24 protein-coding genes are annotated in these 19,579 nt (G+C 61.8%); 4 read left to right on the forward strand and 20 right to left on the reverse strand.

The window, feature by feature from the left end:
- Positions 1 to 30 precede the first annotated feature (30 nt).
- From VRB54_RS17715 to VRB54_RS17725, 3 genes are read left to right on the forward strand one after another with little or no spacing between them, the layout of a single operon-like run.
- Complete coding sequence (locus VRB54_RS17715) at positions 31 to 369, forward strand: hypothetical protein (protein WP_338478200.1); 339 nt, start codon at positions 31 to 33, stop codon at positions 367 to 369.
- Between the two features lie 51 nt (positions 370 to 420).
- Complete coding sequence (locus VRB54_RS17720; protein WP_057010104.1) at positions 421 to 687, forward strand: hypothetical protein; 267 nt, start codon at positions 421 to 423, stop codon at positions 685 to 687.
- A 50-nt stretch (positions 688 to 737) separates the two neighbouring features.
- Positions 738 to 1,118 carry a termination factor Rho gene (locus tag VRB54_RS17725; RefSeq protein WP_338478201.1) on the forward strand — a complete coding sequence of 127 codons (381 nt, stop codon included), beginning with the start codon at positions 738 to 740 and terminating at the stop codon, positions 1,116 to 1,118.
- Between the two features lie 178 nt (positions 1,119 to 1,296).
- On the opposite strand, the gene VRB54_RS17730 is transcribed toward VRB54_RS17725, so the two are convergent.
- The 20 genes from VRB54_RS17730 to VRB54_RS17825 all read right to left on the reverse strand — a co-directional run bounded on the left by VRB54_RS17730 (position 1,297) and on the right by VRB54_RS17825 (position 18,868).
- Positions 1,297 to 2,214 (reverse strand): PfkB family carbohydrate kinase, encoded by a 918-nt coding sequence (locus VRB54_RS17730; protein ID WP_338478202.1) that lies wholly within the window; start codon positions 2,212 to 2,214, stop codon positions 1,297 to 1,299.
- A complete protein-coding gene (locus VRB54_RS17735; RefSeq protein ID WP_338478203.1) occupies positions 2,207 to 3,673 on the reverse strand; it encodes a purine-cytosine permease family protein in 1,467 nt (488 codons plus the stop codon). Before VRB54_RS17735 ends, VRB54_RS17730 begins: the two co-directional genes overlap by 8 nt.
- A 102-nt stretch (positions 3,674 to 3,775) precedes the next feature.
- On the reverse strand, positions 3,776 to 4,777 hold the full coding sequence (locus tag VRB54_RS17740; RefSeq protein ID WP_338478204.1) for an ADP-ribosylglycohydrolase family protein: 1,002 nt from the start codon (positions 4,775 to 4,777) through the stop codon (positions 3,776 to 3,778).
- On the reverse strand, positions 4,774 to 5,487 hold the full coding sequence (locus VRB54_RS17745; protein WP_209983926.1) for a GntR family transcriptional regulator: 714 nt from the start codon (positions 5,485 to 5,487) through the stop codon (positions 4,774 to 4,776). Before VRB54_RS17745 ends, VRB54_RS17740 begins: the two co-directional genes overlap by 4 nt.
- A 70-nt stretch (positions 5,488 to 5,557) precedes the next feature.
- Entirely contained in the window at positions 5,558 to 6,118 is a 561-nt protein-coding gene (locus VRB54_RS17750; protein ID WP_338478206.1) for a DUF1285 domain-containing protein, read from the reverse strand.
- Positions 6,119 to 6,133: 15 nt separating this feature from the next.
- Positions 6,134 to 6,739, reverse strand: a complete 606-nt coding sequence (locus tag VRB54_RS17755; protein ID WP_003233456.1) for a DUF4823 domain-containing protein — start codon at positions 6,737 to 6,739, stop codon at positions 6,134 to 6,136.
- 139 nt (positions 6,740 to 6,878) lie between these two features.
- Positions 6,879 to 7,847, reverse strand: coding sequence for a GTP 3',8-cyclase MoaA (locus tag VRB54_RS17760; protein WP_209983931.1), 969 nt, complete (start codon positions 7,845 to 7,847; stop codon positions 6,879 to 6,881).
- Positions 7,848 to 7,986: 139 nt separating this feature from the next.
- A complete protein-coding gene (locus tag VRB54_RS17765) occupies positions 7,987 to 8,655 on the reverse strand; it encodes a TetR/AcrR family transcriptional regulator (protein WP_338478207.1) in 669 nt (222 codons plus the stop codon).
- A gap of 442 nt (positions 8,656 to 9,097) precedes the next feature.
- Entirely contained in the window at positions 9,098 to 9,883 is a 786-nt protein-coding gene (locus VRB54_RS17770) for a TatD family hydrolase (protein ID WP_338478208.1), read from the reverse strand.
- Between the two features lie 56 nt (positions 9,884 to 9,939).
- Positions 9,940 to 10,929 (reverse strand): DNA polymerase III subunit delta', encoded by a 990-nt coding sequence (locus VRB54_RS17775; protein ID WP_338478209.1) that lies wholly within the window; start codon positions 10,927 to 10,929, stop codon positions 9,940 to 9,942.
- Complete coding sequence (tmk, locus tag VRB54_RS17780; protein WP_338478211.1) at positions 10,922 to 11,554, reverse strand: dTMP kinase; 633 nt, start codon at positions 11,552 to 11,554, stop codon at positions 10,922 to 10,924. The genes VRB54_RS17775 and tmk overlap by 8 nt, the downstream gene beginning before the upstream one ends.
- Positions 11,555 to 11,573: 19 nt before the next feature.
- Positions 11,574 to 12,695, reverse strand: a complete 1,122-nt coding sequence (mltG, locus tag VRB54_RS17785) for an endolytic transglycosylase MltG (RefSeq protein ID WP_338478212.1) — start codon at positions 12,693 to 12,695, stop codon at positions 11,574 to 11,576.
- Between the two features lies 1 nt (position 12,696).
- Entirely contained in the window at positions 12,697 to 13,512 is an 816-nt protein-coding gene (gene pabC / locus VRB54_RS17790) for an aminodeoxychorismate lyase (protein ID WP_338478213.1), read from the reverse strand.
- Complete coding sequence (gene fabF, locus VRB54_RS17795; protein ID WP_338478214.1) at positions 13,512 to 14,756, reverse strand: beta-ketoacyl-ACP synthase II; 1,245 nt, start codon at positions 14,754 to 14,756, stop codon at positions 13,512 to 13,514. The genes pabC and fabF overlap by 1 nt, the downstream gene beginning before the upstream one ends.
- A gap of 111 nt (positions 14,757 to 14,867) precedes the next feature.
- Positions 14,868 to 15,104, reverse strand: coding sequence for an acyl carrier protein (gene acpP, locus VRB54_RS17800; protein ID WP_003175607.1), 237 nt, complete (start codon positions 15,102 to 15,104; stop codon positions 14,868 to 14,870).
- A 191-nt stretch (positions 15,105 to 15,295) separates the two neighbouring features.
- Positions 15,296 to 16,039 (reverse strand): 3-oxoacyl-ACP reductase FabG, encoded by a 744-nt coding sequence (fabG, locus tag VRB54_RS17805; RefSeq protein WP_338478215.1) that lies wholly within the window; start codon positions 16,037 to 16,039, stop codon positions 15,296 to 15,298.
- A gap of 21 nt (positions 16,040 to 16,060) precedes the next feature.
- Positions 16,061 to 16,999: an ACP S-malonyltransferase gene (gene fabD, locus VRB54_RS17810; RefSeq protein ID WP_338478216.1), complete on the reverse strand. Its 939-nt coding sequence runs from the start codon at positions 16,997 to 16,999 to the stop codon at positions 16,061 to 16,063.
- Between the two features lie 127 nt (positions 17,000 to 17,126).
- On the reverse strand, positions 17,127 to 18,137 hold the full coding sequence (gene plsX / locus VRB54_RS17815) for a phosphate acyltransferase PlsX (RefSeq protein WP_338478217.1): 1,011 nt from the start codon (positions 18,135 to 18,137) through the stop codon (positions 17,127 to 17,129).
- A 4-nt stretch (positions 18,138 to 18,141) separates the two neighbouring features.
- Positions 18,142 to 18,324, reverse strand: coding sequence for a 50S ribosomal protein L32 (gene rpmF, locus VRB54_RS17820; protein ID WP_003179396.1), 183 nt, complete (start codon positions 18,322 to 18,324; stop codon positions 18,142 to 18,144).
- A gap of 13 nt (positions 18,325 to 18,337) precedes the next feature.
- Complete coding sequence (locus tag VRB54_RS17825; RefSeq protein ID WP_003233480.1) at positions 18,338 to 18,868, reverse strand: YceD family protein; 531 nt, start codon at positions 18,866 to 18,868, stop codon at positions 18,338 to 18,340.
- A 105-nt stretch (positions 18,869 to 18,973) separates the two neighbouring features.
- Here VRB54_RS17825 and VRB54_RS17830 point away from each other — a divergent pair, with 105 nt between their 5' ends.
- Positions 18,974 to 19,552, forward strand: a complete 579-nt coding sequence (locus VRB54_RS17830) for a nucleoside triphosphate pyrophosphatase (protein WP_338478218.1) — start codon at positions 18,974 to 18,976, stop codon at positions 19,550 to 19,552.
- Positions 19,553 to 19,579: the final 27 nt, after the last annotated feature.

Raw genomic sequence — 19,579 nt, forward strand, 5'->3', positions numbered from 1 at the left:
TAAGGACATTAATCATATGGAGACACCCTCATGAAGACTTCCAAGTTTGCTGCCTTCGCCCTCACCGGCCTGCTGTCTGCTGCCTCGCTGAGCGCCATTGCGGCCGCAGCCACCACCGGCCCGACCGATCCGACGCCGAACGCTACCACCGAGTCGCAGAAATCCATGGGCACGGGCCTGGACACCAACGGTGGCGCGGTCATCGACAACACCAACGCCGCTGACCCGCACACCAAGGGCCATGACACCGACCGCAAGGCACCGGCTGCCGTGGGCAACGGCAAGATGGGTCCATCGGTCAACGAGCCGAAGATTAATACCGGTAACGACTCGAACGTGCCAGGCGCGCCAAAACAACCCGCGCCTTGATGCATCGAGAGCAGGACGAACAGCCGATCATTTCCCAGTGAAGAGGTACGCATGAACGTCGATAGAAACCTTGAGAAAGAAGTCCTCACCCGCCTGTTGCACGCTCACCCGCAAGGTCTGGGCAAGGAGGTGCTGGACAACTACCGCGGCGAAAAGGAGGTTGCCAGTGTGCTGGCGTTTCTCCAGGACCGTGGGTTCATCAAGGATGGACATGTGACCACCGACGACGCCGGTGAATACTCGCTGAACCTGCCAATCAAGCTGACCGCCTCGGGCGTGGATGAGGCGCGCAAGCTTGATGGTGAAAGCACTCAGTAAAATCCATTGCAGGTCCGGCCCCGCTCGCGGGGTCGGAAGGAGTTTTGACGATGCCTCGTGGAAGCAAAGCCAAATACACCAGCGAACAGAAACGCAAGGCCGCTCATATCGAAGACAGCTATGAGCAACAGGGTCTGCCCAAGGACGAAGCCGAAGCCCGCGCCTGGGCCACCATCAACAAGCAGTCCGGCGGCGGCGAAAAGGCCGGCGGTTCTGGCCAGCGCAAGGCACCGGCCAAGAAGACGCAGCAGCGGCAGGATTCGGCCAGACGCGCGGCGGCCAGTCGTGAAGGGCTGGCGCGCGGCAGCCGGACGTCGTTGGGAACACAGACCAAGGAAAGCCTGATGAAGGAAGCGCGCGCCAAGGACATTCCTGGCCGCTCTACCATGCGCAAGGATCAGTTGATCGAAGCGTTGCGCAAAGCGGGTTGAAAATGTGGAGGCTGCGCCAAGTGTCACCTTGGCGCTGTCGCGCAGCAAACTGCAGCGTGCGTGACGTGCAGGTTTGTTGTGGCGAGCGGGCTTGCCACAGAAAACAGGGAACAGAGATGTGATCCCGTAAGATTTAAAGCTTTAATATCAATAAATCCCCGCCTGTATCAGTCTTTGCTTAGCTGGAAAGAAATGTGTTGAGTTCGGCAGTGCCGGGTGATGTGGCCGGGCCCCGGCGTGTTACGGCCAGCGCGGCGGCGGCGTTGGCCTGGCGTGCGGCTTCTGCGGGGTGCAAGCCTTTGGCTAACCCGGCAATGAACACTCCCGCATGCGCATCTCCTGCGCCATTGCTGTCTACCGCCTGCACCTTGAAGCCAGGCACGTGTTCAATCGCAGTGCCTCGCCCCACCCAGCAGCCGTTCGGGCCATCTCGCACCACCAATAAGGTGTCGGCGCTCAGGTGCTGCTTGAGCGATGGCAACGCCGTGGCGATATCCGCCGCGCCAGTGAATGCCAGGACTTCCGGTCCGTTGCTGGTCCAGATATCGATCCGCGGCAACAGTGTGCGCATCAGGGCAGATTCCGGTGCCTTGACCAGTGGGCCCGGGTCGAACACCACCACAATCTGCCTTGGCAACGCCAGCAGCCAGTCGATCAACGGCTGCGCCTTGCCGTCGAGCAGCAGGCTGTAGCCGCTGACATACACGTAGTCGTCGGCAGCCGGCACCACGCCGGCCAGGTCCTCGGCACTCAACTCCCCTTCGGCACCCATATGGGAAATGAACGTGCGCTCGGTGCTGGCTTCGGTCAACGCCACGCACAAGCCGGTGTCCTTGCCGCGGCTGGCCGGCAGGGCCAGCTCGATGCCCTCGGCCTGCATCGCCGCGCGGGCCAGGTCGCCGAAGCGGCCGTTGCCGTGGCGGCCGAGGTACACCACCGGCAGACCATTGCGGCGCGCGGCCGCCATGACGTTGAAGCCGCCGCCGGTTTCGAAACTGGCCGTTTGCGCCAGCACGTCACCGCCGCTGGCAGGCAGGGTGTCGAGGGCCATGACCAGGTCGACGATGACCTGGCCGGTGTGCAGCAATCTAGACATGGCCATGCTCGACCAGCGCCGGACGACGGTCAGCCGCACCGCCCAATACCGCATAGATCCCGCCGGTCACCAGGAAGGTCACGATCCAGCCGAGGCCGTTATGGCCCAGCCAGGAGTCGGATAACGGCCCGGCGAACCAGATGTTTTCGGCGGTGGTGCCGATGGTGGTGAAGCTGAAGCCCAGCACGATGGCCACGGCCCAGGCGCCGAAGGCACGCCATTCCACGCCGCCGCGATACCAGTAGGCGCTGCTCGGGCTCACGTCCAGCAGGTCCTTGGGGCTGTAGTAATGACGATGGATCAGGTCGACCACGAAGATGCCGACCCACGCGGTGATCGGCACCGCCAGCAGCGAGATGAAGGTGATGAACGGGCCGTAGAAGCTGTCGGCAATCAGCATGAAGTAGATGGAACCGGCGAAGATCGCCACGATATCGACGATCACTGCGTGCACGCGCTTGACCTTCAGGCCGAGGGTCAAGGTGGTGAGACCGGCCGAGTACACCGACAGGTTGTTCGACAGCAGCAGCCCGCCGAACGCGGTAATCAGGTACGGCACGGCCATCCAGGTGGGCAGCATGTCGCGGATTGCGATGATCGGGTCGGTGGCCGAGGCCAGGTCGTTGTTGCCCACCGACAGCAGACCACCGAGGGTGATCAGCAGCACCAGCGGGATGCCTGCACCGAACGCGGCGGACGCCACCAGACGCACCGCCTTGACGCTGCGGTGCTGGTAGCGCGACATGTCGGCACCGGCGTTGGCCCAGCCGATGCCGGTGCCGGCTGCCATGGTGCCGACGCCGATGATCATCGCGCTCAGGGGTGCCGGGGTGGCGTTGAATACCGCGCTCCAGTCGATGGTGGCGCAGAGGAAGCCGCCCACCAGAATGTTCAAGGCGCCAAACACGTAGGTGGCCCACTTCTGGATCACCAGCAGGGTGGCATGGCCCAGGCCGGAGACCGCCAGGGTCAGCAGCACAAAGATGCCGATGAAGATCAGCGTGAGCACGGGTGCACTCTTGGCCTCGACCGGCGAGCCGAACAGGATCGAACACAGCGACAGCAGCACAAAGGCGGCTGTGGTGGTGTTGACGGTTTCCCAGCCCAGGCGAGACATCAGCGACACCAGCGTCGGGCCGATATTGCCACGCACACCGAAAATCGCGCGGGACAGGGTCAGGCTGGGCGCACGGCCACGACGGCCGGCGATGGAAATGATCCCCACCACCGCAAAGGAGCCGGCGGCACCGAGAATCGCGACGATGATCGCCTGCCAGATGGCCAGGCCACGAAACGCCACCAGCGTGGCGCCGAGCGGCAGGCCGAGGATGCTGATGTTGGCGGCGAACCACACCCAGAACAGTTGCAGCGGATGGCCGTTGCACTCGCCTTCCGGGACCGGTTCGATGCCGCGTGTTTCCAATTGCCCGGCGCTTTGGCCGGAAGAAGGGGTGCTCATGGGGGTGCTCCTGGTGCCTGTATTGTTGTGGTTGTGGCAAATCTTCAATTTGAAGCTGTAGCCGGTCGTCCTGACCCAGTGCGATTTTTTTGATCTGTGGCGTTACCGCAATGCGAGCAGCCCCTGAACCAACGGCTGCAAGTCCAGGTCATTCACGCTCTGGACCTGTTCAATCAATGCCTGCGGCCAGCACTGCATACCCAGGCACGCGCCGAGCATGGCGCCGAGAATCGCGGCGATGGTATCGGTGTCGCCGCCCAGGCTCGCGGCCAGGCACACGGCTTCAAACGCGTTCATCGCTCCGACCGCCACCTGTTGGGCCAGGGCAAATGACACCACCACCGATTCCTGGGAAGCGACCGAGGTGCCGATCAATTCGTAAAGCAGGTCAGCGAACAGAGCTTTGTCGCCGCTGCCGACGCTCAAGGTGCGTGCCCAACTGATGCGCGTGGAGATACGTCCGCCGGCGATCCAGTGGCCGTGGCCTTCGGCCTTTTGCGCGATCTGCACGCCGATGTTCAGCGCTTCGCCCAGGTCCACCCCATTGATACCGGCCGACACCACCGCCGCCACTGCTGCCGCGCTGGAAATGCCCAGGCTGGTGTTGTGGGTGACCTGGCACGCCTGGATCACCGCCTGGATGAAGCGCGCCGGGTCGCTGATATCGGCGGCAATCCCCACCGGCGTGATACGCATGGCCGCGCCGTTGGTGGTGCCGTAGCGCCCTGATTCTTCCGGCGTGTGGCCGGCCAGGATCATGTCGATGGCGCGTTTGGTGGACGGGCCCAGCAGGTCCTGGGAGCCCTTGGCGCGCATCGCCGCTTCCCAGTCGATCAGGCGCTGGGCGAGCACGGTGGGCTCGATGTTGCCTCGGCCCTCCACCAGCAATTGGCCCACCAGGATCGCCTGCTCGGTGTCATCGGTGATGGAGCCAGCGGGCATGTTCGGCGCGATGGGCTGGTCGGGGCCGGCCGCTTCAAGGGCGGTAATCGCGCCGAAGCGCTGCTGCACCTGTTCGCGGCTCAGGGACTGGGTGGGCATGCCGAGCGCATCGCCCAGGGCCAGGCCATGGAACGCGCCGAGTGCGCGATTTTCAGGGGTCATTTTGAAGCTCCAAACTGCAGGTGCAGGCGAAAGTGCACGGGGTCGAGCAGGCTTTCGACGTACTCCATGAACCGCTCGCGCCGATCGTATGTGGTGCGCGAAGCCTTGAGAAACACCGTGCCCGTGGGGCGGCCCAGCAAGCGGGCGTCTTCATCGTTCAGGGGCTCGGCGCCTATCCATTGGTCGCCGGCGGCGCCAATGAAACCATAGGCGGCCAGGGTGATGGTCAGGGAGTTGTCGATCAGGCCGACGCGGGGCAGGCTTTCCAGGCCACCGGACGCGGGCATCAGCGAGCGCTCCAGGGACACGGCGGTGCCTTCGGTGGTGCGCCGACGCCGGTCGAGGGCAATGAACTGGTCACTGCCGAAGCGGCTGAGCAAGTCGCTGCGGGTCACGGCTTCAAGGCGCAGGATATCGGTGTTGACCCGTGCGCCGGTGTCCGCCAGGGCCTGGGCCCAGCCGCTGTGCTGGTCCAGCACCATGCCGTCAAAGGTGACGATGGAGCCGACGCCGCTCTGGGTCGCGATGTAATTGCGGCGCTTGAGTTCGGCCAGCGCTTCACGCAGGGTGCCGCGGCTGACCGCGAACTCCTCGGCCAACTGGTGCTCGCCCGGCAGCAGGAAACCGTCGACCATCACCCCGGCTTCGATACGGCGGATGAGTTCGTCGACGACGCGTTTTTTCTTATCAAATCGAACATGTCTAATCATGTACAAATTGATAACCGAAAGCACCGGGTTGCAGCAAGCGAATTATTTCAGGGAGATGAAAATCCCGGCCTCAGGGCTCCAGGCCGATGGGGAAAAACACCCCACCGCTCCATACCCCAAGCCAGTGACTGCCGTTGATCGGCCGGCTCACCGCAAGCTCCACCAATTGGTAGAACACATTGCGATGGACCAGGGCTTCGAGGTTGGTGCGCACCCGCAGGTAAGGCGAAGGCTCCTGGGTGACGGGGTCGGTGACCACCCGCAGCGGGTGTTCCTGGCCGGCCTCGACAACGTCATCAACGTTGGTGGTAAAGCGCAGCACCTGGCTTTCGCCCTGCCCTTGCACCTCGAGGGTAACGGCGACAAACGGCGCGTCATCCACGCTGATGCCGACTTTTTCCACGGGTGTAATCAGAAAGTAATCATCGCCGTCGCGGCGGATGATGTTGGAGAACAGCTTGACCATCGGCTTGCGCCCGATCGGCGTGCCTTGATAGAACCAGGTGCCGTCGCGGGCGATGCGCATGTCGATGTCGCCGCAGAAAGCCGGGTTCCACAGATGCACCGGCGCCGGCCCTTTGCCCTTGGGCAGTTGCGCCAACAGATCGTTGGCCTTGGCGGAATCGGTCATGGGGTCTCCTTGTTGTTACTGATTGCTCATGCCCAGCAGGCTGCGCGCGTACTGCGCGAGCGGGCGGGCAATCAGGTCCTGTGGCCTGTTGTCGTGGAACGTCAGTAAACCGCCACGACTGCGAATACGTGCAGTATCAATCAAATACTGGGTGCTGGTCTCGATCAACATGATCTGGATCACTCCGCTGTCCAGCCCGACGCGGTCAAGCGCCTCCTGGTCCGACCATTCGTCGGCGTTACCGATACGGTCATCGGCGGCAGCAAAACGGCAGTACAACAGGTAGTGGGCACCGGCCGCACGGGCCTCGGACATCGCCTGTTCAAGGCCTTCGGGTTTGCGAGCGCGGCGCACCATGGGGAAATACTCGACGAAACCGTTAAAGGCTTCTTCGGCCACCACATTCGGTCGCGGGTAGGCGCTGCCTGGGGGCACGAAGCTGCCCTGGGCGATAAAGACGAAGGAATCCGGTTGAATGCGCACGGAGGCCGTCCGGCGGGTGTCGCTATGATCGAGCAATCCGGCATCGCTCATTTGATAGCGAGTGCCTTCGGCCATATCGCTGACGGTCATGCAACCACCCAGCGCCAACGACGCCAGCAACAAAACCAGACTACGCATCCCAATTCTCCAGAAGCCGGTGACGGAAAACCGGCGAATGGGCATGAGATGCAGATTCTGCGCCAGCTCCAGGGAAACTCAAATCAAATGTGGGAGCAAGCCCCCTCCCACATGGATGCTGTGAAATCACGGGATAGCGTTAGCCGCCGATGATTTTCATGATTGTTGCCCCGCCCGAAAAGGCAACTTCCTGTTTGTCGCCCAGGGCCTTCATCAGCAGGCCTTGAAGGGCCGGCAGTGCCTGGTGGCGCGGCTTGTCCAGCAGGTCGCCGACGTAGTGGCGGTTACTCGACGACAGGCAACCGTGCAACCAACCGGTGGACGAAAGCCGCAATCGCGAGCAGGTACGGCAGAACGGCACACTCTCATTGGCGATCACCCCGAAGAAGCCTTTGCCCGGCACTTCATAACGTACCGCCGTGGCATCCACGGGAGCGTTGGCCTGCAGGTATTCGTGATGCTCGCCGATCAGGCTGAGCAGTTGCTGCAGGCTGACGAATTGCTGCAGGAACGCGTTGGAATCCCTGGCCAGATGGCCCATGCGCATCAATTCGATAAAGCGCAATTCATAGCCGCGCTCCAGGCAGTAGTCGAGCAGCGGCATGACCTGGTCGAGGTTCTGCCCGCGCAGCGGCACCATGTTGACCTTGATCTTGATGCCGGCGGCGCGGGCTTGGTCCATGCCGTCGAGGACGGTGGCCAGGTCGCCGCCACGGGCGATGCTGCGAAAAGCATCGGCGTCCAGGGTGTCGAGAGAGACATTGATGCGCCGAATGCCGGCGTCCACCAGCAGCGGCAGTTTGCGTGCAAGCAACTGGCCATTGGTGGTCAGGCTGATATCACTGAGCCCCATCTGCCCCACGGCGCCCATGAAAGCTTCCAGCTTGGGGCTCACCAGCGGCTCGCCGCCGGTGATGCGCAGACGGTCGATACCGGCCGCTTCGATCAGGTACGCCACGCCACGGGCCATGGCCTGGGCCGAGAGTTCGTCCTGGGCAGCCACCAGCCGCTTGCCATCGGGCACGCAGTAGGTACACGCGTAATTGCAGGCTGAGGTCAGGCTGATTCGCAAATTGCGAAAACGCCTGCCTTGACGATCAACGATCATGGATCACTCCGGCAGCGGATAATTCGGGCGCACTGAAAACTGACTTATAACTCAGCTTTTAGCAAGGTCCATGCCTGAGTATATTCCTGGGGTAATGCGCCCGGCAGTAAATCATCACGCCATCACTGTGGCGAATGACTCACGTGGCCGGGGTCTCGCCGGTTTTCGGCTCTGCAGCTGGCTGGTCGCTGCTGTGCTTGCGCTTGTTGCCCATGCGCACGCCGATGTCCATCAGGAACTGGAAAAAGCCTTCCTGGTCTTCCAATACATTGCTCCAGAACGGCGAGTGGTACAGCGCCACGGCGCCATGCACCAGAGCCCAGGCCGCGCAGTAGTGGAAGTATGGCGGCACGTCTTCGAGCTTGCCTTCGCTGATGCGACCTTTGATTAACAACGTCAGGCGTTCGAAGTTGGAAGCGCGGATCTTGTGCAGTTCCTCGACCATTTCCGGCACTTGATGGCCTTTGACCACCTTCTCTTCCAGGCGATCAAACAAGCGGTAGCGCTGCGGGTCCCGCATGCGGAACTCGAAGTAGGCCCGCGACAGGGCTTCCTTGTCCTTGTCGACGTCGGCCGAGTGCAGCAGCTCGTTCAAATCACGCTCGTAGTCGAGCATCAGGCGCAGGTAGATCTCGGCCTTGGACTTGAAGTGCTTGTAGATGGTGCCTTTGCCGATACCCACGGCATCCGCGATCATCTCAACGGTGACGCTGTCTTCACCCTGGTCGAGAAACAACTTGAGTGCGGTGTCGAGAATTTCCTGCTCACGGCGGCGAAACTCACGGACCTTACGGGGTTCTTTGTGCATGAGAAAGAGTTCTGCAGAGGTCGGAATGGGAAGGGTCGCGCAGGGCCACGGATACATGGCGATACGATTTACCCGGTACGAGGGATTATCCCGACTGAACGGTCGTTGAGCAACGCCTATGTGAACCCGGCCGGCACTTTACCTTCAATACGCCAACGTTTTTACCCGTATCAGTCAAAAACAATACGCGACACCCGCCCCGGTGCCTGCCCAATGAGAACTCAAGGGAAGCGCGCGTATTCCAAATCTGTTTAAAAAACGATCAATCGCGACTGGACTGAATCCGATACTGATCAATACTTCAACTGTCGGCGCGGCATCTCCCCCAAGTGACGCGGCGACCTGGGTACCGACGGACTGAGTGCCCTTGTTAACTCCTAATGGTCTTAACCCGGATTCACCCCCCAGAACCCGGGTTTTTTTTGCCCGTGATTTGAGGAGGTCAGCTGGCGACATGCGCCAGAGGGAATAAACGCTTGAAGTTCTCGGTCGTCTGCTCGGCAAAACGCTCGTAAGACTCCCCGCGCAGCATCGCCAGGTAATCCGCCACGTCGCGCACGTACTCCGGCAGGTTCGGCTTGCCGCGATGGGGGATCGGCGCCAGGTACGGCGAGTCGGTCTCCACCAGCAAACGGTCGGCGGGCACCTGGCGGGCCACATCGCGCAGTGCATCGGCGTTGCGGAAGGTGACGATGCCCGACAGTGAAATGTAGAAACCCAGGTCCAGAGCGGCCTTGGCCATGTCCCAATCTTCGGTGAAGCAGTGCAACACGCCCGCCTGAGGCAGCGCGGCTTCGCGCAGCAGGGTCAGGGTGTCGGCGCGGGCGCCACGGGTGTGGACGATCACCGGTTTGCCGGTCTGCCCGGCCGCTTGCAGGTGCAGGCGGAACGAGGCCTGCTGCACCTCGGCGGCTTCGGGCTCGTAGTGATAGTCCAGGCCGGTTTCACCGATGGCCACCACGCGCGGATGGTCGAGTTCGCCGAGTAGCCAGTCGAGGGCCGGGGCCTCACCGGGCTTGAGGTCCAGCGGGTGGATGCCCACCGAGCAATCCACATCGGCATAGCGCTCAGCCAGCGCCTTGACGTCGGCGGCGTTCTCGGCGCTGACGCCGATGCACAGAAAGTGCCCTACTCCGCGCTGGCGTGCCGCTTCCAGAGCGGCGTCAAGGGAGCCGCCGTGCTGGGCGAGGTCAAGACGGTCGAGGTGGCAATGGGAGTCTACGAGCATAGGAAATCACGATTTCAAGAGTGGCGGGCCAACGGTATACCCGTCGGCCGTGGAAATTAACGGCGGCCGAGCAGGCCGACCCACTGCACCAGCAGCGCTTCAAGCAACAGCACGCGGTTGAGGTTGGCCTTGCCGAGTACCTTCTGGCGCTGGGCGAGGATCCAGTCCTGAATCGCCAGCACCTTGTCCTGCGCACTTTTCTGCGCAAGGTATTGCACCACCTTGCGCATGTCCGGCAAACCCAGGCCGTTTTCGTCCTGGGTGAGCTGATAGCGCAGGATCAGGCTCGACCAGTCGCAGAACCAATCGAACAACAGCAGCAGTGGAATATCCTTCCATGCGGTTTCGGCCAGTTGCGTGGCGGACAGTTCTTGCTTGAGCAGCTTCTTCACACCGTCCACCACCAGCGCGCGCTGTTCGCGAACACCCTGAGCCTGCAGCTTCACGGCTGCCAAGGGCGAACCGGCGGCCAGGGTCAGCAGCTCCACGCGTTCCTCTTCGCCGCAGTCCGGCAGCGCCTGCGCCAGCCATTGCAGGCTCATGGCCTCACTGGGTAACGGGCATGCCTGCTGCACACAGCGGCTGCGAATGGTCGGCAACAGGCGGCTGGACTGGTGGCTAACCAGCAGCAGTACGGTGTCGCCGGACGGTTCTTCCAGACTTTTGAGCAAGGCGTTGGCGGCGTTGATGTTCATCGCTTCCACCGGCTCGATCAGCACCACCTTGCGCCCGCCCATCTGCGCGGTTTGCACCACGAAGCTGACAAGATCGCGCACCTGGTCGACCTTGATCGCCTTGTCCGCTTCCTCAGGTTCCAGGAGGTAGTTGTCCGGGTGGCTGCCGGCCTTGAGCAGCAGGCAGGATTTGCACTCACCGCACGCGTGCAGATTGACCGGGCGCTGGCACAGCAGGCTAGCCATCAGGCGCTCGGCCAGGGCACGTTTGCCGATGCCGATCGGGCCGTGCAGCAGGTAGGCATGGGCGTGCTGGGCACGGCCGGCCAATTGCTGCCAAAGGCCATCCTGCCACGGGTAGGCTTCAGCCACGGGCGCGCTCCAGCAAAGTGGGCAGCAAGGCGTCGATATTCTGTTGCACCTGGGCCAGCGGCTGGGCGGCGTCCAGCAGATGATAACGCGCAGGCTCGGCCTCGGCGCGGCGAATAAAGGCGCTGCGTACGGCATCGAAGAAGCCATGGCCTTCCAGCTCGAACCGGTCCAGGCGGCCACGGGCACTGGCGCGGGCCATGCCCACGTCCACCGGCAGGTCGAACAGCAGCGTCAGGTCGGGACGCAAATCGCCCTGCACGAAGGTTTCCAGGCTGGCGATGCGCTCAAGGCACAGGCCCCGGCCGCCGCCTTGATAAGCGTAGGTGGAATCGGTAAACCGGTCGCAGATCACCACCGCACCGCGCGCCAGGGCCGGGCGAATCACTTCGGCCAGGTGCTGGGCACGGGCGGCAAACACCAGCAGCAGCTCCGTGTCGGGGTTCATCGGCTCATCCGCCGGGGCCAGCAATACGTCGCGGATGCGCTCGGCCAGGGGCGTGCCGCCAGGTTCGCGGGTCAATACCACTTCGATACCCTGCGCACGCAGGCGCTCGGCCAGGTAATCGCGATTGGTGCTCTTGCCGGCGCCTTCCGGGCCTTCCAGGGTAATAAACAGGCCAGTCACAGGCGGTCCTTAGTCAGAGTCATTGCGGGCTTTGCGGCGCGGCCGTATCCGGCGCGGGCTCGACCGGAGCGTCGGCCGGCGGCGTCACTTCGTCCAGCGGCTTCACCGCCGGCGCCGGGCTGGAGCGGTAATCGGCGCGGCGCTTGAGCTGGAACTCGCGCACGGCGGCATTATGCGCATCCAGGTCGTCGGAGAAGATATGGCTGCCATCGCCACGGGCAACGAAATACAGGCTGCTGCCCGGCGCCGGGTTCAACGCGGCATGGATCGCCTCGCGGCCAACCATGGCAATCGGAGTCGGCGGCAGGCCGGCAATCATGTAGGTGTTATAGGGGTTGGCTTCCTTGAGGTGAGCGCGGGTCAACTTGCCGTTGTAGCGCTCACCCAGGCCATAGATCACGGTAGGATCGGTCTGCAACTGCATGCCGATCTTCAGGCGACGCACAAACACCCCGGCGATCTGCGCGCGCTCTTCCGGCACACCGGTTTCCTTCTCCACCAGGGACGCCATGATCAGCGCCTGGTAAGGGTCGGTATACGGCGCATCGGCGGCGCGCTTGCTCCACTCCTGGGCGAGTACGTCGTCCAGGCGGTTGTAGGCTTTTTTCAGGAGTTCGATATCGCTCATGCCACGCACGAAGCGGTAGGTATCCGGGAAGAAGCGCCCCTCGGGGAACACGCCGGGATGACCGAGCTTGTCCATCACTTCACTGTCGCTGAGACCAGAAAGGGATTGCACGATCTTGTCGTGCCTGGCCAGGGCGGACCGTACCTGGCGGAAATTCCAGCCTTCCACCAGGGTCAGGCTATATTGCACCACTTCGCCGCGCTGCCACAGGCCGATCAGGTCCTGGGCCGTCATGCCAGGGGTCATGCGGTATTCGCCGCTGTGCAGAGGCTGACCGTCGAGGTTGAAACGCCAGTACAGACGCAACCAGAAGGCACCGTCGATCACACCTTCGTTTTCCAGACGGTTGAACGTGCCGGTCGGAGTGGCCCCGGCCGGTACATCGAGTAATTGCTCCTGGGTCAGTTTCAACTGCTGCTTGAAGGCAGACTCGTATTTCCAGGCGCCAATCCCCACCAGCAACGCTGCCGAGAGCAGGCCGATCAGCAGCAGTACAATCAGTTTTCGTATCAACTCAAATATCCAATAGCACGCGAACGATGCCTTGCAGTTTACGGGTGAGCGGCCCAACCGACCAGCTCATCGCAGCACAGCCGCGAACCGGCCAAATGCCATAAACACTGTTGCAGACGAAGACTTCATCGGCCTGCTGCAGGTGCTCAAGGCTGATGTCAGCCACGGCCACCGGGATGCCCAGCGCCTGTGCCTGGGCCAGGATCTCGGCGCGCATTACCCCGGCCACTCCGCAACGATTCAGATCAGCGGTCAGCAACCTGCCGTCGCGCACCAGAAACAGGTTGCTGAACACGCCTTCGATGACGCGACCGGACATGTCCAGCATCAGGCCTTCGGCGTGCTCGGCGTCCTGCCATTCCGCGCGGGCGATCACTTGCTCGAGACGGTTAAGGTGCTTGAGGCCGGCCAGCAGTGGCTGCTCGGCCAAACGGGTGGCGCAGGGAAACAGGCGGATGCCGAACGTTTCATGGGCCAGGGGACAGGTTGCAGGCGCAGAGCCTTGCAGAATTCGACGCACCGGGGCGCCGGGGTTGATGCCGTAGCCGCGCAGGCTGTCGCCGCGGGTGAGGATCAGTTTGAGCACGCCGTCACCCAGGGCGGCGGCAAAGGCCTGTACCTCGCTGCGAATCAACCCATGATCCGCCGCGAGGGCGAGGCGCCTGCAACCCTCTGCGAGACGCTGCAGGTGACGATCGAGCAGCACCGGCCGCCCACCCTTGACCGCAAGGGTCTCGAACAGGCCGTCACCGTAGGCCAGGCCACGATCTTTCAGGGGCACGCTGTCCGCTGGCTGACCGTCGACCCAGTTGTGCATCACTCGGCGAACCGGCGGAACACCAGGGAACCGTTGGTGCCACCAAAACCGAACGAGTTGGAAATCGCCACGTCGATCGGCATCGGCTGGGCTTCGTGGGGCACGAAGTTCAGGTCACAGCCTTCGTCCGGCTCATCGAGGTTGATAGTCGGCGGAGCGACCTGGTCCTTGATGGCCATGACGCTGAAGATCGCCTCGACCGCGCCTGCTGCGCCCAGCAAGTGACCGGTCATGGACTTGGTGGAGCTGACCGCCAGCTTGTAGGCGTGTTCGCCGAACACCGACTTGATGGCTTCGGCTTCCGCCAGGTCGCCGGTCGGGGTCGAGGTGCCATGGGCATTGATGTACTGCACCTGGTCGGCATTGACCTTGGCATCGCGCAGGGCATTGCTGATGCACCGCGCAGCACCGGCACCGTCGGCCGGTGGCGAAGTCATGTGAAAGGCGTCGCCGCTCATGCCAAAGCCGATCAGCTCGGCGTAGATGGTGGCGCCACGCGCCCTGGCGTGCTCCAGCTCTTCGAGCACCAGCGCACCGGCACCGTCGGACAGCACAAAGCCATCACGACCCTTGTCCCACGGACGGCTGGCACGGGTGGGCTCGTCGTTGCGGGTCGACAGCGCCCGGGATGCACCGAAGCCGCCCATGCCCAGCCCGCAGGCGGCCATCTCGGCGCCACCGGCGATCATTACGTCAGCTTCGTCGTAGGCGATATTGCGCGCCGCCATGCCGATGCAATGGGTGCCCGTGGTGCACGCCGTGGCAATGGCGTAGTTGGGCCCCTGTGCACCCAGATGGATGGACAGGAAACCGGAAATCATATTGATGATCGAGCCCGGTACGAAGAACGGTGAAATTCGACGCGGGCCGGAATCGTGCAGGATGCGGCTGGTTTCTTCGATATTGGTCAAACCGCCAATACCCGAACCCATGGCCACGCCGATGCGCTCACGGTTGGCGTCGGTGACTTCCAGGCCTGCGTTACGCACTGCCTGAAAACCGGCGGCCAGGCCGTATTGAATGAACAGGTCGAGCTTGCGGGACTCTTTGATCGAGAGATATTCCTCGACATTGAAGCCCTTTACCGAGCCGCCAAAACGGGTGGAATAGGCAGAAAGGTCCGTATGTTCGATCAGACCGATACCACTGCGGCCAGCCAGAATGCCCTGCCAACTGCTCGGCACATCCGTACCCAGTGGCGACAACATACCCATACCGGTGACTACGACGCGTCTACGCGACACAGCACTCTCCTTTTTCTTGATGACGACACTTTTCATCAGCGCTAAAGAAAAAACCGCACGCCGTTACAGCAGTGCGGTTTTTCCCTGACAGCAAGCGACGACTACAAACTATTACGCCTGGTGGCTGGTAACGTAGTCGATAGCAGCTTGAACAGTAGTGATTTTTTCAGCTTCTTCGTCCGGGATTTCGGTCTCGAATTCCTCTTCCAGAGCCATCACCAGCTCAACGGTGTCAAGGGAATCGGCACCCAGGTCTTCTACGAAGGAGGCAGTGTTGACCACTTCTTCTTCCTTAACGCCCAGTTGCTCGGCAACGATTTTCTTGACGCGCTCTTCGATGGTGCTCATACCTTGTTTAACTCCTAATGGACAAATTCAGGCAGCTGGCCAGTGGGTAAGTGTATAGAAAGCCATTTCAGCTTTTCAACTGAAAGCTTCACGCTGTACCCGGTCGGCCACCTGCCTATAAATTAAGTTGCAGCTTTATAACGGATTTTAGACAGCTCGTATGACATTTTTTTGAAGCGATCCGTCACAATTTAACTCATGTACATCCCGCCGTTCACTGGGATTGTAGCCCCAGTCACGTATGCCGCACCGTCGGATGCCAGAAAAGTGACCACATTCGCGATCTCTTGAGCCTGGCCCAGACGGCCCAGCGGAATCTGCGCAAGCAAGGTGTCACGCTGTGCTTGCGGCAGTTCGCGGGTCATATCGGTATCGATGAACCCTGGGGCCACCGAGTTGACCGTAATGGCACGCGAGCCGACTTCACGCGCCAGTGCACGGCTGAAACCTTCCAGGCCGGCCTTGGCGGAGGCATAGTTTACTTGGCCTGCGTTGCCCATGGCACCCACTACGGAGCCAATATTGATAATTCGACCCCAACGCGCCTTGGTCATGCCACGCAAAACGCCCTTGGACAGGCGAAACAGACTGTTCAGGTTGGTATCGACCACGTCGTACCACTCGTCGTCTTTCATGCGCATCACCAGGTTATCGCGGGTGATGCCGGCATTATTGACCAGAATAGCCGGTGCGCCGAATTGTGCCGTGATCTCGGCCAGTACCGCCGTGACGGACTCATCGCTGGTCACATTCAGCTCCATACCGGTGCCCTGCACGCCATGCTCCTTGAGGGTCGCGGCGATACGCTCGGCGCCCTGGGCGGAGGTGGCGGTGCCGATCACAACGGCGCCCTGACGGCCCAGCTCCAGGGCAATCGCCTGGCCAATGCCACGGCTGGCGCCGGTGACCAATGCAACTTTACCTTGCAGACTCATGCAGGCTTCTCCTAAAGGGTTTCAGGCCAGTGCCGCAAGCGCGGCAGCGAAGGCATCCGGGGTATTGAGGTTGGCGGTCGACACGCCATCTGCGCAGCGCTTGTTGAGGCCTGCCAGGACTTTGCCCGGGCCGCACTCGACCAGCTGCGTAGCGCCATTGGCGGCCAGGGTCTGCACCGATTCAACCCAACGGACCGGCTTGTACAACTGCTCCAGCAGGTCACGCTTGAGGGTATCGAGATCGACGGCAATGGCCGCACTGACGTTCTGCACCAGCGGGATCTGCGGCGCCTGCCAGTCGATGGCGGCGATGGACTCGGCAAACCGCTCGGCTGCCGGGCGCATCAGCTCGCAGTGCGACGGCACGCTCACCGGCAACGGCAAGGCACGCTTGGCGCCAAGAGCCTTGCAGCCTTCAATGGCACGCTCGACCGCAGCCTTGGCACCGGCGATGACCACCTGGCCAGGGGAGTTGAAGTTTACCGCGCTCACCACCTCACCCTGGGCCGCCTCAGCACAGGCCTGAATCACTACCGCGTCGTCCAGGCCGAGGATAGCGGCCATGCCGCCCTGCCCGGCCGGGACGGCTTCCTGCATCAACTGGCCGCGACGCTCGACCAGCTTGACCGCCCCAGCGAGGGTCAGACTGCCAGCCGCTACCAGGGCGCTGTATTCGCCGAGGCTGTGACCGGCGACAAATGCCGGGCGCGCGCCGCCTTCGGCCAGCCACACGCGCCACAGGGCGATCGAGGCGGTCAGGATGGCCGGCTGGGTTTTATCGGTTTGATTGAGTTGCTCTTCCGGCCCTTGCTGGGTCAGTGCCCAGAGGTCGTAACCCAAGGCGTCGGAAGCTTCCTTGAAAGTGTCCAGGATCAGCGGGAATTGCGCGCCCAGCTCGGCCAACATGCCGAGGGACTGCGAACCCTGCCCTGGAAAGACGAATGCGAGGGATGTAGACATGTAACAAGCCCCTAATGATCTGGTCGTAGAAAAATGCTCACCCCTACGATGGGAGCGCACGAAACTGACAGATTGGATGGTCAATTGAACTGGCCGGTCACATTTAAGCATTCCCGGGCCGATTCGCCTAAGGCAACAGGTCCTCGAGACGGCCGTGCAGGCGTTGCGGCAGGTTTTCCTGGATCTCGATCACGGCCCGCGCAATCGCACTCTGAAAGCCCTGCACACCCGCTGAACCGTGGCTTTTGATCACAATGCCCTGCAAACCCAGAAAGCTTGCACCGTTATGCCGGGCTGGCGCCAGGTCAGCCTGCAAGCGACGCATCAAGGGCAACGCCAGCGCACCGACCATGCGCGACAGCAGGTTTTGCCTGAACAACGCTTCGATGCGCGCGGCAATCATGGTCGCCAGGCCTTCGCTGGACTTGAGCAGGATATTGCCGACAAACCCGTCGCACACCACCACATCGGCTTCACCCCGGTACAAGCCGTCGCCCTCGACAAAGCCGATGTAATTCAAGCCCCGCGCACCTTGCAACAAGCCAGCGGCAAGCTTGACCTGCTGGTTGCCCTTGATGTCTTCGGTGCCGATATTCAGCAAGGCTACCCTCGGCCGGGAAACGCCCAGCGCCTCGGCGGCCACCGAGCCCATTACCGCGAACTGGAACAGGTGCTCGGCACTGCAATCGACGTTGGCCCCCAGGTCCAGCAGCTGACAATAGCCTTTTTGCGTCGGAATCGCCGCTACCATTGCCGGTCGATCAATCCCCGGCAGCGTCTTGAGTACATGCCGCGACAATGCCATCAACGCACCGGTGTTGCCGGCGCTGACACAGGCCTGCACCTTGCCATCGCGCAACAACTCAAGGGCCACCCGCATGGAAGAATCAGGCTTGCCGCGCAGGGCCATCGATGGTTTTTCATCCATACCGATGGCTTCGCTGGCTGGCGTAATCGTCAGGCGCGCGCGATCCACCGCCGGATGGCTGGCAATCAATTCTTCAAGTAGGGAGAGTTGACCGACGAGGGTCAGGTGCAGCGAGGGCGTGGCAGACAGGCTGGCAATGCAGGCCTGAACAATGCTGCGGGGACCGAAGTCCCCGCCCATTGCGTCAATCGCGATGACTTGAGCAGACAAGTGATTACTCGTCAGCGCCCTTGTCGATCACTTTACGGCCACGGTATACGCCTTCTGGCGATACGTGGTGACGCAGGTGAACTTCACCAGTGGTTTTTTCTACAGACAGAGTGCTAGCCTCGAGAGCATCGTGGGAACGACGCATGTCACGGGCGGAGCGGGATTTTTTGTTCTGCTGAACAGCCATAATTGATTAACTCCTAAACGTTTGGGTCACGCTTTAACTGCGCCAATACACTGAACGGGTTGGACCGCGTTACCTCGTCCTCGCTCGGTTCGGGCTCGTCATCGAGCCCCTCCGGCTGCTGGCATTCTTCCGGATGATGAGCAGGCACAATGGGCAAGGCGAGCAGAAGCTCTTCCTCGATCAGTGCATGCAGATCCAAAGGATCTTCGCCCAGTTCCAGCACGTCATAACCTTTCGGCAACGACTGGGTATTCGCACCCTCCTTCACCACGGCATAACTGCACTCGCTGTGGATTGGCAGGGTGACCAGCTCAAGACAACGCTGGCAAACCATTTTGACTTCGGTGTCGATAACGCTGTGAATGACCACAGCTTTACGTTCATCTCGTTCAAAAACGAATTTGGCCTGGACCGTACCGACAGTGTCGGAAAGCGGGTCGCAGAGTCTCTCCAAATCGGCCAGCAGTACTTCACCTTGAAGGGAAGTGCCACGATCAGCCAATTTGCGCGGGTCAACGTGAGGTGGAATCGGGTCATTCAACATAGGCGCAGCATTATAGGGATGCACCCGGCCATGTCAAAGGAAATTCAGCCCTGTGCGTCAGCCGGTCACGCCGCTAGAATCGGCCGCTGTCTTGAGGAGTCGTCCATGCCGCCTTTATTACTCGCATCCAGCTCGATTTACCGCCGGCAATTGCTCAGCCGCCTGCACCTGCCGTTCACTTGCAGCTCGCCGGATATCGACGAAAGCCATCGCCCGAATGAGTCCGCCGTCGAGTTGGTCAAGCGCCTGGCCGAAGGCAAGGCACGCGCCCTGGCCGGCAGTCATCCCGGACACTTGATTATCGGCTCCGACCAGGTCGCCGCCCTGGAAGACCGGATTATCGGCAAGCCGCACACCTTCGAAAACGCACGCGAACAGTTACTGGCAGCGAGCGGCAAGCGTGTGAGCTTCCTGACCGGGCTGGCACTGCTGAACAGCCAGACCGGGCACTGCCAGGTGGACTGCGTGATGTTTACCGTGCACATGCGTGAATTGAATGCCGAACGTATCGAGCGCTACCTGCATATCGAGCAACCTTATGATTGCGCGGGCAGCTTCAAGGCTGAAGGGCTGGGTGTGAGCTTGTTTCAGAGTACCGAAGGGCCGGACGCCACGAGCCTGGTGGGCCTGCCGCTGATTCGGCTGGTGGACATGCTGCTGGCCGAAGGCGTGCAAATCCCCTGAAGCCACGCACAACCAAATGTGGGAAGG

Origin of the sequence: Pseudomonas trivialis, assembly GCF_036864995.1 — a bacterium.
GTDB classification, from domain to species: Bacteria; Pseudomonadota; Gammaproteobacteria; order Pseudomonadales; family Pseudomonadaceae; genus Aquipseudomonas; species Aquipseudomonas trivialis.

Bases quoted from the DNA above. Each gene is read 5' to 3' on its own strand.
- VRB54_RS17715 (WP_338478200.1), top strand. From the start codon at position 31: ATGAAGACTTCCAAGTTTGCTGCCTTCGCCCTCACCGGCCTGCTGTCT.
- VRB54_RS17720 (WP_057010104.1), top strand. From the start codon at position 421: ATGAACGTCGATAGAAACCTTGAGAAAGAAGTCCTCACCCGCCTGTTG.
- VRB54_RS17725 (WP_338478201.1), top strand. From the start codon at position 738: ATGCCTCGTGGAAGCAAAGCCAAATACACCAGCGAACAGAAACGCAAG.
- VRB54_RS17730 (WP_338478202.1), bottom strand. From the start codon at position 2,214: ATGTCTAGATTGCTGCACACCGGCCAGGTCATCGTCGACCTGGTCATG.
- VRB54_RS17735 (WP_338478203.1), bottom strand. From the start codon at position 3,673: ATGAGCACCCCTTCTTCCGGCCAAAGCGCCGGGCAATTGGAAACACGC.
- VRB54_RS17740 (WP_338478204.1), bottom strand. From the start codon at position 4,777: ATGACCCCTGAAAATCGCGCACTCGGCGCGTTCCATGGCCTGGCCCTG.
- VRB54_RS17745 (WP_209983926.1), bottom strand. From the start codon at position 5,487: ATGATTAGACATGTTCGATTTGATAAGAAAAAACGCGTCGTCGACGAA.
- VRB54_RS17750 (WP_338478206.1), bottom strand. From the start codon at position 6,118: ATGACCGATTCCGCCAAGGCCAACGATCTGTTGGCGCAACTGCCCAAG.
- VRB54_RS17755 (WP_003233456.1), bottom strand. From the start codon at position 6,739: ATGCGTAGTCTGGTTTTGTTGCTGGCGTCGTTGGCGCTGGGTGGTTGC.
- VRB54_RS17760 (WP_209983931.1), bottom strand. From the start codon at position 7,847: ATGATCGTTGATCGTCAAGGCAGGCGTTTTCGCAATTTGCGAATCAGC.
- VRB54_RS17765 (WP_338478207.1), bottom strand. From the start codon at position 8,655: ATGCACAAAGAACCCCGTAAGGTCCGTGAGTTTCGCCGCCGTGAGCAG.
- VRB54_RS17770 (WP_338478208.1), bottom strand. From the start codon at position 9,883: ATGCTCGTAGACTCCCATTGCCACCTCGACCGTCTTGACCTCGCCCAG.
- pabC (WP_338478213.1), bottom strand. From the start codon at position 13,512: ATGCACAACTGGGTCGACGGTCAGCCAGCGGACAGCGTGCCCCTGAAA.
- acpP (WP_003175607.1), bottom strand. From the start codon at position 15,104: ATGAGCACCATCGAAGAGCGCGTCAAGAAAATCGTTGCCGAGCAACTG.
- fabG (WP_338478215.1), bottom strand. From the start codon at position 16,039: ATGAGTCTGCAAGGTAAAGTTGCATTGGTCACCGGCGCCAGCCGTGGC.
- fabD (WP_338478216.1), bottom strand. From the start codon at position 16,999: ATGTCTACATCCCTCGCATTCGTCTTTCCAGGGCAGGGTTCGCAGTCC.
- rpmF (WP_003179396.1), bottom strand. From the start codon at position 18,324: ATGGCTGTTCAGCAGAACAAAAAATCCCGCTCCGCCCGTGACATGCGT.
- VRB54_RS17825 (WP_003233480.1), bottom strand. From the start codon at position 18,868: ATGTTGAATGACCCGATTCCACCTCACGTTGACCCGCGCAAATTGGCT.
- VRB54_RS17830 (WP_338478218.1), top strand. From the start codon at position 18,974: ATGCCGCCTTTATTACTCGCATCCAGCTCGATTTACCGCCGGCAATTG.